Below are 22,160 nucleotides of genomic sequence, written 5' to 3' on the forward strand. Positions count from 1 at the left end.
ATAACATACTTCCTCATATAAATCCCATCTCCATCATCCAGCGCTCACAGAGTTCAGTCCACATTTCGGCTGAGCCCGGATTGTTCCGGAGCGCAATAGCATGGCCACCTTGCGGAAAAACATGCAGACTACTTACCACCTTGTGTTCCAATAATGCCTGGTAAAAAAGCAGGCTATTATGCGGATCTACAGATTTATCATTAAATGCATCAGCAATAAAACATGGAGCACTGGTTGTTGTTACCTGTAGCTGTGTAGAATATTTAGCAATCTGAGTCGCAGATGGGTTTTGGCCCAATAAATTTTTCAGACTTCCTTTATGCGCATATTTGCCCATATCAATAACTGGCGAAACCAGGATCATAAAATCAGGACGTGCAGAAACCTTATCCAGCGTATCACCAATTGAGGAAATATCAGCACTAAATGTCCCTGCCATACTAGCCAGATGCCCACCGGCAGATGAACCCTGGATTCCGATTTTATCCATCTTTATCCTCCATTTTGGGGCATTGTTACGGATTAATTTAATTGCACGTTGTACATCTTGTAATGCTCCTTTTTCCCGTTCTATTAAATCCGGGCTGTTAGGAAGCCGATAGTTCAGCACAAAAGCAGAAATCCCCATCGTGTTAAACCATTTTGCCAGTTGCGTTCCGCTGATTATATAAGCCAAACGCTCATATCCACCGCCAGGACAGATAATTACCGCAGTTCCCTTGTTCTCCTGAACGGAAGGAAAAAATGAATACATTCCTGGTGTGCCAACCTGGTAAATACGTTCATTCGCAACGCTGTCTTTCAACTTCATCCCTTTCGTATTTGGCATTTTACCTTCCGGCCAAAGCGGGATAAATCCCTGTGCGCTGACAGAATAAGTCCACAAAAAAAGTAAAGTCAGTACAGTTCTCATATTTTAAGATTAATGTCAGATGATATTCAATCTACGGTAAACACATAAGTCTTTCCCGCCTTCGTATCAAAATCATACAATTCTGTTTCGGGAACCGGCATGCCTTTGAGTCTTGCTTTTTCAGAAATTAAAGGCGCTTTAATCCCATTCACCTGATAAAAAGCATTGCTGTTTTCACCTTTAGCCTTTGTTAATAATGTACTCCCGTTTAAGGTTATATTTTGCCGAACCCTTAGTCTGCAGTTCCCGCCAAGTTCAGATTTCAAGGTTAGCTTTTCCAATTTCCCGGCTTTCCATTCCATCGCCAGTTCGAATCCTCCACGTGCTTTAAGTCCACTCACCTTTCCTTCTTTAAATGCTTCAGGTAATGCCGGAAGTATGAAGATATTACCATCATAACTTTGCAAAAGCATTTCGGCTATTCCTGCGGTACAGCCAAAATTTCCATCTATCTGAAACGGAGGATGTGCATCCAACAAATTAGGATAGGTTCCTCCTGATTGTCCTTTTTGCGCTAACGGTGCAGGACTAAGCTGATCCGAAATTAGTTTATAAGCCTGATTTCCATCCAGCAACCTCGCCCACCAGTTCACTTTCCAACCCATAGACCAGCCTGTAGACTTATCCCCTCTGTAGATCAGTGAATTTTTCGCAGCTTCCAATAATTCCGGAGTTCTGAAGGGGGAGATCTGCCCCGAGGGATATAAACCATACAAATGTGAAATATGCCGATGTTTATCCCCGGTTTTATCCATATCCCCGAGCCATTCCTGCAACTGATTATGCTGCCCTATCTGCATAGGCGGCATCTTTTTTAGTGCCCATGAAACAGAATCGGTAAATGACTGGTCAACATTTAAAATCTTTGCGGCATCAATGATATTATTAAAAACATCAGCAATTAACTGGTTATCCATAGTAGTACCGGCTGAAATGCCCACTCCTTTTTCGTAAGTATTTTCGGGCGACATAGACGGCGCCATTACCAGCCATTTATGAGTGGGTTCCTCTTTTAGTGCATCCAGATAAAATAATGCAGCTCCCTTAAGTACTGGATAATATTCCTTCAAAAACTTCCGGTCTCCGGTAAACATAAAATGCTGCCATAAATGCTGTGTCAGCCAGGCTCCTCCCATAGGCCATGTCCCATAAAATCCACCGTCCACAATTCCTGTAATTCTCCATAGATCTGTATTATGGTGCATATTCCATCCCCGGGCATTGTACATGCCCTTAGCACTTTCCTTTCCCGTTTCTGCAAGATCTTTAAGCATTGCAAACAAAGGTTGGTGCATCTCTGTAAGGTTTGTAATTTCCGCAGGCCAGTAATTCATTTCCGTATTGATATTGACCGTATATTTACTATCCCATGGCGGTGAGTTTTTATCATTCCATATCCCCTGTAGATTTGCAGGCTGACCACCGGGTTGTGAGCAGGAGATGAGCAGATAACGGCCAAACTGGAAGTACAATGCGACCAGCTGGGGATCACTGTTCTTCGCAAATTCCATAATACGTACGTCCGTATTCTTTTTAGACTGGGCTGATGCACCCAATTCGAGTGTTACACGGTTAAAATATTTCTGATATTTTTTTACATGTGTTTCAATAGCCTTGCTATAGCTTACTTTTTTTGCTTTAGCTAAAATTGCGCCCGATTTCTTTAATTCATCTTCTGATAGATCTTTATAGTTTTTGAAATTTGTGCTGATTGAAATGTATAAGGTCACCTCATCTGCATCTTTTATTTGAAGTTCTCCACCAGATATTTCCAGGCTACCACCTTTTAGCACAGGTTCAATCCGACCCGCAAACTTTATTTTGCCTGTTTTATTATCTACGCTTCCGCTTGTTCCCTGCAGCAGGAGCTGCTTTTCAGTGGTTGCAATTTTATGGTCTTTATGTATACTGGACACACCAATGCGTGTATTTATACTCTTTTTTCTATCGGCGCTGATCTTCATGATGATCACATTATCTGTAAAAGAAGAAAAGACAGTACGGGTAAACGTCACACCATTCACTTTATAGGTTGCAGTCGAAGTTGCATTTTCGATGTCCAGTTCCCTTTTATAGTCGGAATAATTAGCGTGACCGGGAAAACTGAGCCATACATCACCTACAGTTTGATATGGCATACCATAATTAAGGTGCTTTGGCACCTGCCGCGGAAAGGTTAAATTAGACAGATCCTGGGCTTCATTATTTTTACCAGAAAACAACAGCTGCCTTATCTCATCAATTTTGTGAGTTACATTTTCAGGAACATTATTACCGGGTTCCCCCGCCCATACCGTTTCCTCATTCAGCTGTAATTGTTCCTTTTCCGGATTACCGAATATCATCACGCCCAGGCGTCCGTTACCAAGGGGCAGCGCTTCATTCCAGTTTGTTGCGGGTTTATTGTATTCCAGTTTTAACCATTGCTGTGAAAATGCCGGTAAGGCACCAGCAACGAGTATTGTACCTGCCACTAAACATACAAGGGATTTGAAATATATTTTAAATACTGATTTAATTATCTTCATCACGTTGTTATTAAATTTCATCACTTTTTAAATGATTTTTCCTGAGCTCCGTGATTAAATGAGGCCTTAATGGCATCGTTCTTTAGATCAGCATTTTTCATCCGGATATTTGATGCTGACACACCATTGATATCAAATAAAACCTCTGCCTCCGGATTAAATTTAACCCCGTCTAAATTGATATTTTTACTACTCTCAATGTATACGAGCGGATCTTTCCCCTTTGTTAACAATACCGAATTTTTTATTTCAATATGATCCGCATCTGTTATTTCTATTGCATTATTGGCATTAAGAAATAAATTTTTCATATAGATATGCTTAACCGCCATTTCGGGGAGCCCTCTGATAAAAATGCCTTTATTGGCACCGTTGCAAATGATATTTTCTATAAAAATATCCTTAAACTGTGGTGTCTCTATGCTAACTTTTGGAGCTTCCTGTTTCTCATTAGCTTCAGGGGGTTTAGTCCAGTAGTACATATCAAAGAATATGGCCTCGTCAACAATATTGAACATGTTGAGATTCCTGATGTAGATCTTCTCTACAATCCCACCACGGCCTCTGGTTGTTTTAAATCTAATTCCCTTGTCTGTTCCCATAAATGAACAATCAGAAACAAATATATTTCTCGCTCCGCCTGACATTTCACTTCCTACTACAAACCCTCCATGCCCTGCGTAAACGAGGTTATTCCTAATGATCACATTTTCCGTTGGCATATTTCTTTTTCTGCCTTCCTCATCTTTACCAGATTTAATGCAAATCGCATCATCCCCAACATCAAATACAGATCCTTCAACCAGTACATTTTTACAGGACTCAATATCTACGCCATCACCATTCTGTGCATAATCCGGATTTTTCACCTTAATATTTCTTATCGTCAGGTTATTGCACATTAGTGGATGCAGGTTCCACGCTGGTGAATTCTGAAAGGTTAGGCCTTCCAAAAGAACTTTACTGCAGTTTGTCAGCACAACCAGGTTCGGCCGTAAAAAATCTTTGATGTCTTCAAAATCTGATAGCTTCTTTGCGGGACCTAATAAAACCGAGCTTTTTTCGAGGTGTGCTTTCTTGGTTTTTTCGCTAGGGAACCAGGTTTTCCCATCTTCACTTACCAATCCTCCCGACAGCTTTTTTTTGTTCCATTCGGCTTCGGTTAAGGCATTTTTTCCTACCATTCGCCAGGCATCACCATTTCCATCTATTGTCCCAAACCCAGTAATTGCTATATTTTCTAGGTTTGTACCCATAATCGGCGATTGGTTTCTTGCAGAGGGCTTACCCTCATAGTTACCTTCTATAATTTTATATTGGTTAAAATCAGCCGTAAACTGGAGTAACGCATTTTTCTCCAGATGCAAGTTTACATTACTCTTCAATTCGACCGGCCCCGTAAGCCAATAACCGGCAGGGATCAATACCACTCCGCCACCTTTTCTGTTGCATGTAATGATAGCATCATTAATACTCTTCGTATTTAGTGTATTCCCGTTACTTATTGCCCCAAACCGAACAATATTAAAAGTATCCGGTCTAAAAGACGGCTGTTTTATTTCAGGGAGCTTATCCCAGGAATAATCGTTTGTTTGCGCGATCAGGCATAACGAATATACGCTTAGCGAAACTGTGGTTAGAAAAAATCTTAAATAGTATAATTTCATCTGTTGGTATTTGTGTATTAGTGTCTACTTCATCAGGTTTCCCTGGGATTTAATATTATTGGGCTTTAGCTTGATTTTCAGTAATTGAAGCAACAATACTGTTGATGTAAACTTCTATATTGTCATAAGCAGTACTCAGATTACGTCCACCAGCATTTGCTACCTTAGGATCAAGACCTTTGGATTTTTCCCAATCATCTGGCATGCCATCTGCATCTGTATCTAATTGTGCCGGTAAGCTTTGCAGTACAGGCCAGCCATCAACATCGGTCTGTGTATCAATGATTCCGTTAGCACTGCCATTGGAGCCTGTTTTATAGAAAGTTTTATTGCGCGTGTGTAAAACCGTACGTGTATCAATCGGATCTCTTTTTAATACAGCACCCGCATAGTCCATTACTTTATCATACGCCTGCAATGCTGTATGAGTAGTTACATTATTATCAATGGCCAAGGGTATATTTAACTTCATTGCAAGCCTGTCTGCATCCGATATCGTTCCATAACTACTATGAAATTGATTGTACACGCCGTAAGTCCAGTTATCGTTCGTAACCTGGATGCCTTCATTTACATAATTGCCAGTGATATAGAATTTACCCCAGATGTTGTAAACCTCGGTACCAGCTATTTTATTTTTGTCGATAGAGATAATGCGCTCTTTCTTGGTTGTTGCTGGTCCGGGTTTATAATAGTTATTGATGACATTGACATTCATTCCTTCACCACCATACGCGTTATTAGTTGGTCCCCAGTTATAGAAAACATTGTTTCTCATATCCACCAGATCCGTCAAGGCGAAAGCTTTTCCTGCCTCCTCCCCAAACCTTGGATTACGACTGTCGTGATTAGCCATCAAATTGTGATGGAAAGAAGCATATTTCCCTCCCCATACGCCTCCATAACCATGTGCTCCCTTTCCGTGCACAGAGTTTCTTAAACTTTCGGTAATTAAACACCATTGCAGTGTAAAGTTCTCATTGGCATAAAAAGACACACATTCATCGGTAGACCAACTCATAGAACAATGGTCTACAATAATATTTTTCTGAAATCGCCCACCAAAGGCATCTCCCTCCTGTTGCTCGGTATCGCCCATCCTAAAACGCATGTAACGGACAATAACATTATCTGCACCTACATTGACTTCATAGTTCCTCAGACAAATACCATCACCCGGAGCCGTTTGTCCTGCTATAGTAATGTCTTTGTTTTTAATCACCAATCTGCTTTTTAAGGCTATGGTACCAGAAATATCGAATACCACTATTCTCGGACCAGTAGCTTCAACCGCAGCCCTCAAACTTCCGGCACCAGCATCGTTAAGGTTCGTTACTTTAATTATTTTACCTCCCCTCCCACCTGTTGCGTTACGTCCAAAACCTTCTGCTCCCGGAAACGCGTATGCAGTTTCTGTGATGGGCTTTGGTTCTAATGTACCTTTATCTTCCTCTTTCGAAGGTATCAGGTCTGCCTTTTTCTTTTTTTCGCAGTTCGTAAAGCTGAAAATAATGAGCAGCATTACCGAGCTTAGTAACAATCTTTTTGAAATAACTTCCATGTTCATAAAATCTTTTCTAGGGCATATTCTTTGCCTGTCCGTCTGTTAATGATTAGACCTAGACTGCCCACAAATCAATAGTTCCGCCGGACAGATTAAATAGATAGAGAGCTGACGTTTTTATTTGAGTAATAAAGAAACTGTACGGAAAGCTTATTTTTTTCCGTACAGTTAAGGATGGACTGTTATTTTATTTAAGTCTCCAACGTGGATCTCCAGCAGTGCTTTTTCCTGCAAAGCCAGCATCTTTAATCATAAAATTACCTGTACTGGGATCAGTAAAAAGATCTGCCGAAGGTCTGATATGCGCAGTTACATCTGTAAAAGCAGTTGTAGCAGTGGCCCAACCAAAATCTGAGGTGGAATAATTATTGGATGTGCTCAAGTTCATTGTGCCACGTTTGCCGTTTACAGTAGTTACCGGGGGTGAACCAGTACCTTTTCCAATACTAAAAATATTATTTTTTACAGACGTGATTCCAGAGATGGTAAAACCGTTATAATCCAGGTAATAACTGCCCGACAATGGAGTCTGATGAAACGTATTATCGTTTATAGATACACTTATCGTATTTTGTTTGCTGGTAAATAGTTTTTCGCAAGCATAAACTGTACTATTGGTTAAGCTAAGGTTGTCTACTTTATTAATTGCTGCGTTTACGTTAAGCAAGCCATAATCCAATACGTTGCTAACAATACAGTTGTTAATCGACAGATTAGTAATGCTGTTTGTTGCAGTTTGCATTCTAACCAAGCCGCGGAAAGTATCTAAATAGCAACCTTCAAAACTTATCCGGCCAATATTACAAGCTGTATTGACATTTAAGGCGTAACCACCTACCAATCCTTTGATATTGACATTCTCAAAATCCAGGTAATCGATATTGCTTCCGGCTGTAAAGCTAAAAAAGGATCCTGCTATGGTAACCGCAGCATTTGAGGTGATGCTCAGGTCTGAACCACTAACTAGCTTGATCGATTTGTTCAATGCAATAGCTGCGGGCACATTATAAGTGGACCCACGCCTCAATATAATCGTACTTCCACTTGGTATATCGGGTATGGTATCTGTCAGGATTTGGGTCTTTACGCTAAGGTCGATTGCCCTTAAATCGATAATAATACCAGTCAAAGGAGCTTTAGTTGTATAGTTATTCCAGCCCCTCACTTTGGTACCGCTATACAAATAAACAATATAAGCTGTAGATGGTTCAAGACCGGTAATATCGAGAAACTGATTACTGATGTTTTGGGCAGTCAGATTGATCTGCTTCAGTTCTGAACTGTTACTAGCCAAAAGAACCTTTACACTGGTAACCGCGTCTCCGCTATTTGTCCATCTAAGTTTTACGGCACTCTCCGTAACATCCGATAAGCTAGGCAAAGCCAAAATAGTTGGAAATCTTGGTGTTTTAATTTCCCCTAAAAAGGAGGGTTTCGAATTTTTTGAGGGATCTGGGGCAACAGCAATAATTTGTATCTGATATAATTGCTCCCAAAGGAGTTCCTCAAACACAACGTTGTTCGAATCTAAATTAACCGATTTGTCAATGGTTCTGAAGGTATCGCGACTAATTTGCGCGATGTATCCCTTTGCTTCGCTCATCTTTTGCCAAGATCCTTCTATGTAATTTGATGGTGCAAGAAGAGCCCCCTTGATAACAGGCCTGAAGAGTCTTGGCACTTTTCCCAAATCCTCACTTTTTTTACAGGATATTAGCCCGCTAACAATTGCCACTGATACGGCAATTAATATATAATTCTTGAACATATTTTTCATGATCTGAATATTTTTAATTTCCGTAACCATAACCATCATTCGTTAAAGTACCCATACTACTTGAAATAGTTGCACTATGTAGAGGAAGGATATACCTTACCGGTGTTAAACCAGTCTCATCCTTATAACCTCTCCATGAATTGAGCACATAGTCTGCCGGACGTGTTAAAGTTTTGTTATAAAGTACACTCAACCAACCTACAGCTGTCCAGCCATCAGGATTACTTCCTTTACTTGGCACATCTTTTATTGGTGGGATTTCTGGTGTTCTTCTAAACGTTCCGCCATAAAAAATAACTTTTTTATCTGCTGTATTTTTATAGTATACAGTTCCTGGTAAGTTGGCATACGTTCCGATATTATAATAGGTATTCTCACCCATTTGAGCCAGGATACGTTTCGCTTCTACAATCTTTTTACCGTAGTTATTCCATCTAATCAGGTCATAGCGACGGATACATTCCCCAGCAAATTCAAAAGCACGCTCATCAACAATTGCTTCGAAAAAAGTTTCTTTACTCGCACTAACTGTATTGATATAGTTGTCGACCTTAGTCTGAACGGTAGTTGCATCTTTAGGAAAGGCCCGCGCTCTTACTCTTCTTAACGCAGCTTTACCTGCTGCAGTAGGTGCTTCATTCAATTCATTTTCACTTTCTGCAAACATCAACAAAACATCTGTATAACGCATAATCGGCCAGTTGATACCAGTCCCTTTGGCAGAGGCCGAGCCCGATGCGGTAGGCATTAATAGCCTTGACCATTTACCCGTGCTCACACCATTGGCACCTAGAGGAATTTGTACCAGATCGGAATTGTATTTAAATATCGCTAAAGATTCTAATCTGGTGTCTAATGTGTCATATGCATAATATAATGCTGGACTCAACCCTACATAACTGCTACCAGAACCATAAGGATGCGTACCTGCATCTACTGTACGTCCGATATTCCATGCTACATCGCCGAAGCCTGGTGCAAATGCAACCTCAAATAGAATATCCTCATTACTCACTACCTTCCACTTACTTTGATTGTCAAAGATGTCCTGAAAACGAGGTGTCAATGATCTGTCAAAAGTCGTCATCAATTTAAGGCTATAATCACGAGCTATTTTGTAATACTCTTTATAATCACTTTTTCTTTTAGAAGTCATATCTGGATAGAGCCAATACCCCCCCCGGCACAATGCCAGCCTTGAAATAAGTCCCATCACAAATTCCCTATTGATACGTTCTACACCATAAGTAACTTGACTTGCCGGTTTCATTAATGGCTCTATACTGATCAAGTCATTGATAAGTGTAGTTAGAATGGTATCTCTACCAACCCTTGGCTGATAAAAATTATCACCACCCCTAGTTGGCTTCAAATTAAAAGGCACATCTCCCCAGTAATTAATCAACCAATAATACCATAACGCCCTTAAGGCTTTAGATTCACCTAATAATTGTTTCATTTCTGGATTTTCAGCAATTTTTGATTGCTCCAGCCCTTCAACGCAAAGGTTAGCCCGGTTTATTGCTGTATATGCATTGTTCCAGACGGTTCTGATATCACCATTGGCATCTGTAGCTTCCAATGACCAGATATCTCTTCTGGAATTGTCGGGAGCTGCTCCTACTCCTCCTATTTCAATATCCGTATTTCCAATGAACGTGTTAGATAACCTCGACGTAAAAGCATCCTGGTTAAATAGCGCATAAATACTAAACACAGATTTCGTGGCATCAGCTTCAGTTCCAAAGATCACTTCCTGCGTGAAATTTGATGGCGTATCTGTTTCCAAAAATTTTTTACATGAAGACAGGATTGCAATTCCCAGCATCAACAGACCAAATATTTTTATACTTTTCATGTTATAATTTCTTTATTCGATTAAAAATTTAAATTGACACCGAATGTATAAGTACGGCTTTTAGGGTATGCAGAATAATCTACACCAGGAGTTAAAGCAGCATAAGAACCGCTTCTTGTTGTAGATACTTCAGGATCATATCCCGTATAGCTCGTTAACAGAAACACATTGTAAGCAGTAGCGTAAAATCTCAAAGAAGATATGCCCACCTTTGAAGTCAGTTTTTTTGGCAGTGTATATCCAAGCGTTACATATGTCATCCTGAAGAAAGACCCGTCCTCCACAGCATCATCACTAAACACCGGAGAAGCAGTTCCACTTGAGAATGGCGACCAGATTTTAGCATTTTTATTTAACTCCGCTAAATCTGTTAATTCTGTAACCAACTGCCCTTCACTATTGATGTATTTGAAACGGTCTTCGTAATTCATCGTGTTCAACATGTTACCGAAGGTAGTCCTATACAACATATTGAACTGAATTCTTCCTGTATTATAAATCTGATTGCCATATACCCAATTAAAAAAAGTTGAAATATCAAAGGATTTATAAGTAGCGTTTAGACCAAAACCTCCACTATGACTTGGAATAGCACTTCCGATTATTTTCCTGTCTTTATCAGCAGTTACAAATCCATCTCCATCCAGATCTTTCAACTTCATAGTACCCGGCCTTATGCCAATGATACCACCCAAAAGGGTATTTGAATTTGCTACACCTGGTTTAAGTACATAAGTTCTGGAAGTGGCATTATAAGATGAGAAATCATCAATCGTATAAAATCCATCACTTACATATCCATACATTAAACCAACCGTTTTTCCAACCTGAAGCAGATAATCATCCTGTGCTTTTAAATCAGTACCGGCCCAATTGGATTGTAAAATCCTTTGGTTATTACCATCCAGTTTATCAATTTTTGGCAGATTTCTGCCAATGTTAAAAGAAGCACTAAGCGTAAAGTCTTTTTTGGTAATCAGATTGGCATTCAAAGCAAGTTCAATTCCTTTATTGGAAGTCTGTCCAATATTGATCAATTGACTTGGAAAACCTGTTTGAGGAGGAATCTCATTGTCAACAATCAAATCCTTGGTCGTGTTTTGGTAAATATCTAATGTTCCTGTCACTTTATTTTGAAACAATCCAAAATCTAATCCTATGTTCCTTGAGATTGTTGTTTCCCATTTCAGATTAGGATTGGGCAATTGCTTATTGATTACTGCATAATAGGTTTGATTGATATCACCAGCACCATAAGTTCTGTTCTGACTTGGCCCAAATAAGAATCTCCAGGAATCATTAGCAATACGATTATTTCCAGCTTCTCCATAACTCACTCTAAGTTTCAAATCTGAAACCACCTTGATGTCTTTCATGAATGCTTCATCGGATACCCTCCAGGCAAAAGAAGCCGCCGGGAAATATCCCCAAGTATTTGCAGGTCCAAATTTACTGGATCCGTCTGCCCGTAAAGTAAGGTACAGGATATACTTATCCAGAAAAGTATAATTTACGCGTCCAAAGAAAGACATCAGGTCTTCGCCTCTTTCTTCCCTGGTTTCGACTCTTTCAGATGTACCCAAGGCCATATTTGCAAAGATCATTTCAGGTGTTAAACTATCTTCAAAATATTTTACACGATTAAAAAGGGTATTTCCAAAAGTGGTATTTAGTTCCTGCCCCAGCAATACCCCCAGATTATGTTGCTTCGATTTTAAAACTTTATAATTTGCAGTATTAACCCATCTATAGGTATTGCTAACGCCACTTGACAGCTCAGCCAATGGCTTGTTTAAGCCCACATTGCGGGATTCTCCTGTTAATGGCCCCCAATAGCGCTTACTTAAACTATTGCGCTTAGTAACTGAAAGCTCTGTTCTTAAAGTAAGCTTTTTCGTAACATCCCAGCCTAAGGCAGCGTTGAGACTTAAATCATTATTTGTTCTTTTTCTGTAATCCTGTTGAACAAGGTCGGTAGGTTTGATGGTAGATCTTAGAAAATTATCAAAATCATCATTCCCTTCAGCAACATCATCAGGATCAATTACAATCTGATCTGCCAATCCGTTTACTGGTCGGGTTTGAATTCCATCTCCGATCCTGATACTTGATGTACCTGAAGTTCCGGCACCGTCTACTACATTATTAGAATATCTAGCTGCCAGATCTAGCTTTAGCTTATTAGAAATCTGGTGGTTCAATTTAAAATTAAGGTAAAAACGTTGCTGTTCAGAGTTGAGCATCAACCCCTCATCTTTATTGTAAGTTGTATTAAAACTAAGTTTGGTTTTATCAGTACCTCCTGTTAAACTTATATTATGTTGCTGTGACTTTACAACACGACCAAAAAGCTCTTCCTGCCAGTCTGTTGGTTTTTGGTATTTATATAATTCCAGATCATCGTAGACACCAAAGTATCTGGTAAAATTTTTAAACTCACTTGAAGTCTGCCCCCTTAACATCCCATATTCATACTGTACGAGGGCAAAATCATAAGGTGAAAGTACTTCAAGTTTTCTCGGTAAAATTTTACCTTGACCGTAACCATTATAGGAGATAGCAGTTTTTCCTGCTTTTGGCGATTTCGTGGTAACGATTACAACACCATTTGCACCTCTGGCACCATAAATTGCAGTTGACGACGCATCTTTCAACACATCTACACTTTCGATATCCGTAGGAGCAATATTGTTAATGTTATCTACGATAAATCCATCTACAATGTATAAAGGCGCATTATCCTGAGTAATCGAGCCTCCGCCTCTCACACGGATGATGATGTCAGCTCCGGGAGCACCGTCTAAAGTGGTAACCTGTACACCTGGAATTCTACCTGTTAAGGCCTCGGCAATATTTGCTACCGGCGTCTTAGCAATTTCACTCCCTTTTAGTGATCCTACAGCTCCCGCCAGATCTTTTCTCGCTACTGTACCGTAACCGATCACTACAACTTCATTTAGCCCTTGCTGATCATCCTCAAGGGTAACGTTTATCTCTGAACGGGTTCCTACGGTAACTTCCTTGGTGATATAGCCAATGTAGCTAAAAACCAGAACCGCATTACCCGTTGCCGGGATATTAACCGTAAATTTCCCGTCGGAATTTGTGGTGCTTGCAGTAGTCGCTCCCTTTAGCTTAATGCTCACACCGACCATAGCTCCCTTGTCATCAGAAACTTTACCCGTAATTTTCCGGGTTTGCGCCCACGCTGTACTACATATAAGTAACAGCATAAAAAATGGAAGTAGTAATTTATTCATAGTTTATATTTAGTTTCTTGTTCTTAACCAAATAAACTATCGTTCATGCAGGTAGGATCTTCGTATGATAAACTTAATTTCAGACGAAGATGCGTGAAGACTATTTTCTCATTTAAATGAGTGATGCCGTTCCTGTAGTAAGCTCGAATGGTTTAATATTTGGTTATTCGTTTAAACAAACTTACCTAATAGGTGAATTTCTGAGGTCTAATTTTTGACGAAATACATCCAAAAACTATCAACATAGCGTCGAAAGTACATTTTATCTGTTTGATCAGGATTTTAAGCCGTTAGATTTTAAATATTCGGATGGAGATACACCATATTCTTCTTTGAAGCAAGTACTGAAATATTTGGCACTGTTAAAACCAACCGCATAGGCGATCTCAGAAATATTCTGTCCATTGGCGTCCAGAAACTGTTTCGCTCTTTTTAAGCGCATCTCGCGAACAAATTCTACAGGAGCAAGATTGGTCAGGCTCTTAAATTTCTTATAAAAAGTAGTCCGTCCCATTCCTATTGATTCGGCTACAGTGTCAATATTAAATTCCACATCTACCATTCCATTTTCAACAATGTCAATGATCTCTTTCAGGAAGATTTCATCTTTTGACGTGATAACGATCTCCCCTGGATTAAGGTCTATGGTTTTCTTACTGGCCAATAAAGACTCAAATACTTTTTTACGTTGCTTCAACAAGTTATCTATCGACGCAAGAATAAAATTAGTCTGAAAAGGCTTAGTGATGTAGTAATCAGCACCGTACTTTAAACCTTCAATCTGATTTTCAACAGATGATTTTGCAGTGAGTAGCACCACGGGAATATGACTTGTAGCAACATTGCTCTTCAATTTATCCAGCAACTGTATGCCGTCCATTTCGGGCATCATCACATCGCTCATAATCAGGTCTGGCACTAATTTAAAGGCTACTTCGAGCCCTTCTTTTCCGTCTCTGGCTTCAACAACCCTGTAAAACTCCTTTAACTGATCTGCCAGGAATTTCCGCAGCTCATTGTTATCATCCACCAGCAATACTAAAGGCAAATCCTCCTTCTCTCTGGGAGATGAACTGATCTCAACATTCGTAATGACTTCTGTAGGCTTCGGGAAAACATGTTTTTGTACTGGTGAACTGTCTATAACAATACTTTCTCCATCTTTAAAATGATGTTTCCCAGATGGTAGTTTAAGAATAACCGCCAAGCCCTCATCCACATTATTTCGGGCCTCAATTTCACCATGATGTAGCTTAACGATTTCCTTGCAAAGCGCCAGACCGATGCCTGTGCCTTCGAGGTTATTTCCAGGCGCCTTCTCTACCTCGTAATAGAGTTCAAATATATCGTTCAACTTATCGTTTGGAACACCAATCCCCTGATCAATGACACTAATCGTAAAAAAATCATCTTTTTTATCGATTACAATACTGATTATTTTGTGATCTGCTGTAAATTTAAAAGCGTTTGACAACAAATTGTAAATCACAATATCTACCTTTTCCGCATCTATCCAGGCATAAAGTTCCTCAACATTTGCGGAGATGGAGAGTTCTATGTGTTTTTCATTTGCAATTTCAGAAAAGTGCTGTGCAATGTCCTCCACCAGCGCCAATACATCTACATGGGTTACCTTAAGATTCATCTTTCCACTTTGGGCTTTCCTGAAGTCTAATAGCTGATTGATAAACCTAACCATGCGATTGGCATTTCTACGTACCACATTGATATATTCCTGTCCTTTAGGGGATAGATTCTCCTGCCGTGCTATTTCTTCAATAGGATTTACAATCAGTGTCAGGGGCGTCCGTAGTTCATGAGAAATATTCGTAAAAAAACTGAGTTTGAGCTCTGTCAAACGTTGCTCAACTGTAATTCTATTACGAAGCCTGATCATAGTAAATACAATCCTACGGGCTATCTCGATAAAAACACCTAATAAGATAACATATAATATATATGCCCATACCGTACGCCATGGTGGTGGGGCAATATTTATGGATAGTGTTTTTAACGGCAAACTATCATATAGGTCCGAGTTCAGACTCTTCACCTCAAAAATGTACTTACCCGGAGGTAAATTCGTATAGGTAGCCTTTCGCTGATCGTTTACATGATGCCATTCGGCGTCGAATCCTTTTAAACGATAGGCATACACCTGCTTATTGCTGGAGCGATAATCGAGCACAGTAAAATCGACACTGATAATATTTTCGTCGTATTTAAGCTCTATATTCCTTGCATCGTTGATATCAACATTCAATGGAGAACCAGCCTCGCCAGGAATGACATCTTTGTTGTTAATCTGAAAATTAGTAAAAGCTATTTTTGCTTTGATTTTCTGATCGACAATTGCCGCAGGGTTGAAAGTAATGTAGCCATTTATACAGCCAAAAAGCAGGTCTCCATTAGGAAGCATTAAACTTGAAGCTTCCGACAGGCCTGTTTTCGGTAGCCCGTCATAAGAATCGTAATTTCTGAAGCGTTCCTGTTCAGGATTCAGCTTGGAGATGCCATTTTCCGTTCCCATCCATAAATTGTGCGTTTTGTCTTCAATAATACTTAAAATGTAATCACTGGGTAAGCCGTCTTCTATGGTATATACCTTAAACTTTAATCGTTGATCAGAGGCCCCTAGGAATTTGTTTAAGCCTCCTCCAGAAGTTGCGATCCACATGCGATCCTTACTGTCTCTGTAGATGTACTGCGCATCATTATTACCCAGACTACTTTTGTCACCGGGAATTTTACCATAACTCTTAAAAGTATAGTTGTCTGGCTTTCCTTTATCAGGATCAAATATGACCAGGCCCTTAGTCGTCGCCACCCATATGTCACCATTTACGTGTTGTTGCACATGTCTCGCTTTCCAGGAACCTACAGGATAATTTTTAAAAGAATTATGGATATTTACAAACTTGACTTTATCTCCATCAGGTACGAGCAAATTAATCCCGTACTGATAGGTAGCCACCCATATCCTACCTTTGTTGTCTTCCAGGATAGAATAAATAAGGTCACTGCTTAAGCTGTTGATGTCATTTTTATCCGCCTTGTAATGTGTAAGTATGTACCTTGATCCATTTTTATCGGTTGGTACAGCCCTGTATAAACCATTTCCTTTCGTTCCCAGCCATATTGTACCGGTTCGGTCCTGCATCATATTATAAACCAAGCCAATACTTCGGGGCGGCTTATTAACAAAAATATCTTCTACTTTTTTCCCCTTGTCATAAACATATAGGTTACCGGATTTTGAAGAAATCCATAAACGTCGATTTTTATCGCTAAATATTCCCCGGATCTCATTATCAGATTTATTAAGTGTCTTCTTAACAAGCAAGCCATGCTTAAAATCATTTACCTGGAAAATAATCTTCTCTATGCCTCTGTCTCTCGTACTGAGCCACAAAACTCCCGCTTCATCAAGATAACTCCAGATCACAATGTTTGAGAATTGATGATCGGCCGAACCGGGTTTATTGTAAAAATATTCCACAGTATCGGCAATAGGATTATAATATCCAAAGCCACCACCTTTCATACTCATCCAAACCCGGTCATTATGGTCTTCAAAAACTTTATACTCCTTTGCAGTATTGTAAAAATTAGCATCATTCTCCTGAAAGAAGTACTTAAAAGTACGCGTACTGGGATTATACTTGATCAGTCCATGCTTTTCAGGTTCGATCCACAATAAGCCAGTCTTATCTTCATACATGGACAACATTGGCCCTATCCCAGGCATGGATGCAGTAACGCTTTTCAAATCTGAAATATTTATCGAGATCACGTCCCCCCCCCCTGTAGCATATATGGTCTGATGGTTTTTACTCAACAATAATGCATTTAACCTGTTAACTGCTATTTTTGTCTTTAAAAACTGACGGGAGGATTTATCATAACGAATTAAATATCCGTCGTTTGTCCCAAACCATACATACTGTCCCTCTTCAACCATGCAGGTATAAGCCATCCTCTTTGCAAAACCGGCATCCAAGCTCTTATTTTTATATTGCCCAGACGAATCGGGTAGCAAACAGGAAAGCCCAGACTCTGTACCTATCCATATATTATCCTGTTTATCCGCCTGTAAAAAATTAACCTTATTTGAAGGCAACTGAAAACCTGCTTTCTGGCCAAGTCCATATCTGATAATTTCAGGATTACCGGATGTAGTATTTTTCACTGCAAATACCCCTTGGTCTAAGGTGGTTAGCCATACAAAATCCTTCCCTCCCAATTCAATTCCAGTAAACAAGATGTTCTTGATTTTCTTTTCTTCCAAGAGGCTTGATATCGCCAAAAACTTTTTACTCTGTTTATCAAAGCGGTAAACTTGATTATCATATACTTCAAGCCATAAATAGCCTTGCTTGTCTTCTATGATATTGTCAACTCTATTGATTTTTAAGCTGGAACTATCGCCAGGACGAGTTTTATAGGTTACAAAATTATGTCCATCAAAGCGGTTGATACCATCCCAAGTGCCGAACCACATAAAACCGTCGCGATCTTTAAGAATATTCATTACCCCATCGTGGGATAAACCGTCTTCAGTTGAATAATGCTCAATCTTACATTTGATCTGTGCGGTAACCTCTACTGTTAAAAACAGCAGTGAAATAATACCATACAGCCTCATTTTTTCAAGCATAATACAAACTTAACACATACCAGATTATAATTGGTGTTACAACAAGATTAAATACTATGTGTTAATAAAAAAAAGATATGCCCGATTAAATGTGTGCAATCGTTTTCCAGATGGAAAGCATTTGTCCATCGCTTGTCCCCACTATTCATATCTATTTAAAATTATTCTAAATAAATTTGGCGATTTAAGTTTCAGCTCTTACATTTGCCGCCGTTAGAATTAATCTAAATAAGTATATGAAAAACATCTACTCTATCTTTATTCTCAGTATTCTATTTTCATTAAACCTGCCTGCTTTTGCTCAGGAGGGTCCTTCGCAACTTGCGTCTGCCCCGATAAGAGGTGGTATTAAGGGAAAGGTTAGGGCAAATGACAGCAAGCCAGCTAGCCTTGTAACCATACAAATAGTTGAAAAAAATAGACAAACTTTATCTAACGAGGAAGGAAAATTCAAATTCAACAACTTAAAAAGTGGAGAATATACTTTAAAAATCTCTTCTGTAGGTTTGAAAGTTCAAACTCAAAAAGTAACGGTAATTGAGGGACAAACAGCATATGTTGAGTTTATACTTTCAGAAAACTCTGGACAGCTTGACGAGGTGGAGATTGGTGGTTATCAAACTCCTAATCAAAAACCTATTAGTCTTGGTAAAATAGCTATTGCTCCTAGAGACTTACCTCAATCGGTTCAAATCATAGGTACTCAAGTCATTCAAGACCAGCAAGCAAATCGCTTAGCTGATGTTATAAAGAATGTAAATGGTGTTTCGTTGGGTGCTAACCGTGGAACTGTTGGCGAAAACTTTTATGCTCGTGGCTATAGCCTTGGTGCTAACAACGTACTTAAAAATGGGGCTAGAACTACCATCGGTGGTATGCCAGAAGCCAGTACATTAGAATCAGTAGAGGTACTTAAAGGTAGTTCGGCTTTACTTTATGGTGGCGTTAGTGGTGGTGCTGTGGTAAACATGGTAACCAAAAAACCTAAGTTTGAGTATGGAGGAGAGTTCTCTATGCGTATAGGAAGTTACGACTTCTATAAACCAACACTAGATTTATACGGTCCTGTATCTAAAAACATTGCTGTTCGCGTAATTGGAACTTATGAAAAAGCGGGTAGCTTTAGAGATAAAGTAAAATCTGAAAGGATTTATGTTAATCCTTCTTTACTCTATCAAATTAGCGACAAAACAGATTTACTCATCCAAGGTGATTACTTAAAAAGTGACTTCAGTCCAGATTTTGGTATCGGTACTGTCGACAATAAAATATCACCACTTGGTAGAAATGTATTTTTAAATACCGATTGGGCTTATAACAAAACCAATACCACTACTGCACAGGCTGTTTTAAATCACAAGTTTAACAACGACTGGAAATTGAATGTTTCTGCATCCCTGCAATCTTATGATAGGAACTATTTCTCTAGCGAACGTCCTTTTGTAAAAGCAGATGGTATTTGGAATCGTGCACTTACCAGATCTAAAATAAACGAACTCACCTTCAACCAGCAAGTCAACTTAACTGGAACATTTAAAACAGGTTCTTTGGCACATACACTATTGGTTGGTGCAGATGCTGATCAATCGAGAACAAAAACTGGTGGTTTCAGCAATCCGAATAAATTGACCACACTTGCTCCAGAAAAGGCAAAATACTATGATACTGTAAATCTGCTTGATCTATCTTCATTCAATATCCCTAGTAACTTTAATGCCCCGGAGACAAATTTATTGGCCAATACAAAAGCTCCGATTTATCGTGTGGGCGGCTTTGTTCAGGATATGGTAACCGTTAGTGAGAAGTTTAAAGTTTTAGCAGGTATCCGTTGGACATACCAAAAAACACCGTCAACAACCATTGACTCAGTGACAATCAACAAAACTGTAAAAGGTACAACCCCAGATAAAACAGATAAAGCCTTTTCGCCTAAAGTAGGTGTCGTTTATGAGCCATTTAAAGCAACTTCTATTTATGCAAGTTACGCCAGCAACTTTACCTCAAATGCGGGTATAGATGTGACTACAAATGCCCCAATGAAACCGTCTATTATTGATCAGTTTGAAGCTGGTATTAAAAATGATTTCCTTGATGGAAAACTATCTGCTAATGTTACCTGGTATAAAATTGTTAACAACAGATTTGCACAGACAGCAGAATTAAACCTTCAAGGGGACCGTAACAGTGATACCAACTTGAAGGAATTCACAGGAAAAACGGCAAGTGATGGTATTGAGATTGACATTTCAGGAACTATTGTTGAAGGCTTAAATTTCATCGTCGGATATAGCTACAATTATATGCGCTACACTAAAACTAGTGATGTTGAAGTTATAGACCCTAAAGATCCTAAAAAATATTTGGTGACCAAGGGTATTCTTGAAGGAGAACGCTTAGTAGGAACGACTAAGAATACTGCAAACGGAAGTCTATTCTATACTTTTAATACCGGTCCAGTGAAAGGCTTAAAACTTGGTGCATCTGCTTTTTATACTGGCGACCGCAATGGTGGTAGAAACACAAATAAATCAGGTACTTCATCAGGTATTATCCCGGTAAAAGGTTTTACCACATTTGATTTATCTGCCGGTTATAGCTACAAAAAGATCAGTATCCTTGGTAAACTATCAAACCTTACCAACGAATTGAATTACTACGTCCACGAGAACTATAGTGTAAACCCTATTCCTCCAAGACAATTCATGACTACAATAGCATATAAATTCTAAGTTGATATTACTATCCCTATAAAACCGGGCTATCTGTAAAAAGGTAGCCCGGTTTACATTTAAACAACTTACGCCATGCCTCTGCTTGACCAAACAAATTACCTTCTCAGAAGCGGCCTCAGCGTTCTTCGCTTCTTCTGCGAAGTAATGCAGCCGCAGAAGAGAATGGTTATTTGTTAAATTATGTTAACGCCTTGCTACCTTCAATGCCTTTACATAGCTTAGCGTCCTATTATTTTTAATTGACGTTATCGTATTATTACCTTATCTTTGCAGAATGTTTAAAATTAAACACGTACTACTATTAAGTTTCACCATTATAGCCCTGACAATTTCGGGCTGCAAAAGCCAGTTTGAAAAAATCAGATTGAGTAATGACGTAGCCAAAAAATATCAGGAGGCCATGCGACTGTATAACAAGAAAAATTACGCAAAAGCGTTGATCTTGTTTGAAGACCTTTCTCAGAAGTACAGGGGTAGAGCTGAAGCTGAAGAGCTGAACTATCACTATGCCCTAACATTATATAAACTAAAGGATTACACTACTGCAAGATATCAGTTTAAATCATTTGCAGATACCTACCCTACCAGTAAATATGCTGAGGAATGCAGGTATATGAGTGCTTATTGCTATTACTTGGATTCACCAGCACCTAGTCTGGATCAAGAGAATACTTACAAAGCAATTGATGCCTTACAACTATTCATCAACTTTTACCCTAAAAGCGAACGTGCTATTGATGCAGCCAAATACATTGGTTTGTTACGTGCAAAACTAGAGGATAAAGCCTATACCAATGCAAAGTTATATTACGACCTTGGTGGTGCCGGTGCTAATGCGGTGAACTACCAATCGGCAGTTATAGCATTAAAAAATGCTCAGATTGATTTCCCTGATATTAAATATGCAGAAGAAATGGATTTGCTGATTATCAAATCACAATATGAGTATGCAAGAAATAGCTATGAAATTCGTCAGGAAGATCGTTTTAATGAAGCTATAGGCTATGCAGATGAATTTATTGAAGCTCATCCACAAAGCAAACTATTACCAGAAGCCAATGCTTTAAAGAAAGCTAGTCAAAACGGTATAGACAAAGCAAAAGTTTTTCTTGCTGAAGTAGAAAAAGATCAAAAAAAATATAAAGCATTACTTGAAAAGGATGCTAAGAGAGACAGTATTACTACAAAAACCCCCATCAAATAA

Annotated in this window: 10 protein-coding genes; 2 read left to right on the top strand and 8 right to left on the bottom strand. The window is 39.1% G+C overall.

The window, feature by feature from the left end:
- Positions 1-13: 13 nt before the first annotated feature.
- The 8 genes from FBD94_RS24990 to FBD94_RS25025 all read right to left on the bottom strand — a co-directional run bounded on the left by FBD94_RS24990 (position 14) and on the right by FBD94_RS25025 (position 18,224).
- Positions 14-913 carry an alpha/beta hydrolase gene (locus FBD94_RS24990; protein ID WP_136882243.1) on the bottom strand — a complete coding sequence of 300 codons (900 nt, stop codon included), beginning with the start codon at positions 911-913 and terminating at the stop codon, positions 14-16.
- Positions 914-939: 26 nt separating this feature from the next.
- Positions 940-3,441: a glycoside hydrolase family 95 protein gene (locus tag FBD94_RS24995; RefSeq protein ID WP_136882244.1), complete on the bottom strand. Its 2,502-nt coding sequence runs from the start codon at positions 3,439-3,441 to the stop codon at positions 940-942.
- A gap of 20 nt (positions 3,442-3,461) precedes the next feature.
- Positions 3,462-5,108 carry a glycoside hydrolase family 28 protein gene (locus FBD94_RS25000; protein WP_136882245.1) on the bottom strand — a complete coding sequence of 549 codons (1,647 nt, stop codon included), beginning with the start codon at positions 5,106-5,108 and terminating at the stop codon, positions 3,462-3,464.
- Between the two features lie 55 nt (positions 5,109-5,163).
- Complete coding sequence (locus FBD94_RS25005; RefSeq protein WP_205945938.1) at positions 5,164-6,675, bottom strand: pectate lyase family protein; 1,512 nt, start codon at positions 6,673-6,675, stop codon at positions 5,164-5,166.
- A 184-nt stretch (positions 6,676-6,859) separates the two neighbouring features.
- Positions 6,860-8,449: a DUF5123 domain-containing protein gene (locus tag FBD94_RS25010; protein ID WP_169472407.1), complete on the bottom strand. Its 1,590-nt coding sequence runs from the start codon at positions 8,447-8,449 to the stop codon at positions 6,860-6,862.
- A 13-nt stretch (positions 8,450-8,462) separates the two neighbouring features.
- A complete protein-coding gene (locus tag FBD94_RS25015) occupies positions 8,463-10,307 on the bottom strand; it encodes a RagB/SusD family nutrient uptake outer membrane protein (RefSeq protein WP_136882247.1) in 1,845 nt (614 codons plus the stop codon).
- Between the two features lie 20 nt (positions 10,308-10,327).
- On the bottom strand, positions 10,328-13,567 hold the full coding sequence (locus FBD94_RS25020) for a SusC/RagA family TonB-linked outer membrane protein (protein ID WP_136882248.1): 3,240 nt from the start codon (positions 13,565-13,567) through the stop codon (positions 10,328-10,330).
- A 274-nt stretch (positions 13,568-13,841) separates the two neighbouring features.
- Complete coding sequence (locus FBD94_RS25025; protein WP_136882249.1) at positions 13,842-18,224, bottom strand: hybrid sensor histidine kinase/response regulator transcription factor; 4,383 nt, start codon at positions 18,222-18,224, stop codon at positions 13,842-13,844.
- 236 nt (positions 18,225-18,460) lie between these two features.
- On the opposite strand from FBD94_RS25025, the gene FBD94_RS25030 reads away from it, so the two are divergent.
- A complete protein-coding gene (locus FBD94_RS25030; RefSeq protein WP_136882250.1) occupies positions 18,461-20,953 on the top strand; it encodes a TonB-dependent receptor in 2,493 nt (830 codons plus the stop codon).
- Positions 20,954-21,230: 277 nt separating this feature from the next.
- Entirely contained in the window at positions 21,231-22,160 is a 930-nt protein-coding gene (locus tag FBD94_RS25035) for an outer membrane protein assembly factor BamD (protein WP_136882251.1), read from the top strand.

The organism is Pedobacter hiemivivus, from assembly GCF_005144565.1.
Classification (GTDB): Bacteria; Bacteroidota; Bacteroidia; order Sphingobacteriales; family Sphingobacteriaceae; genus Pedobacter; species Pedobacter hiemivivus.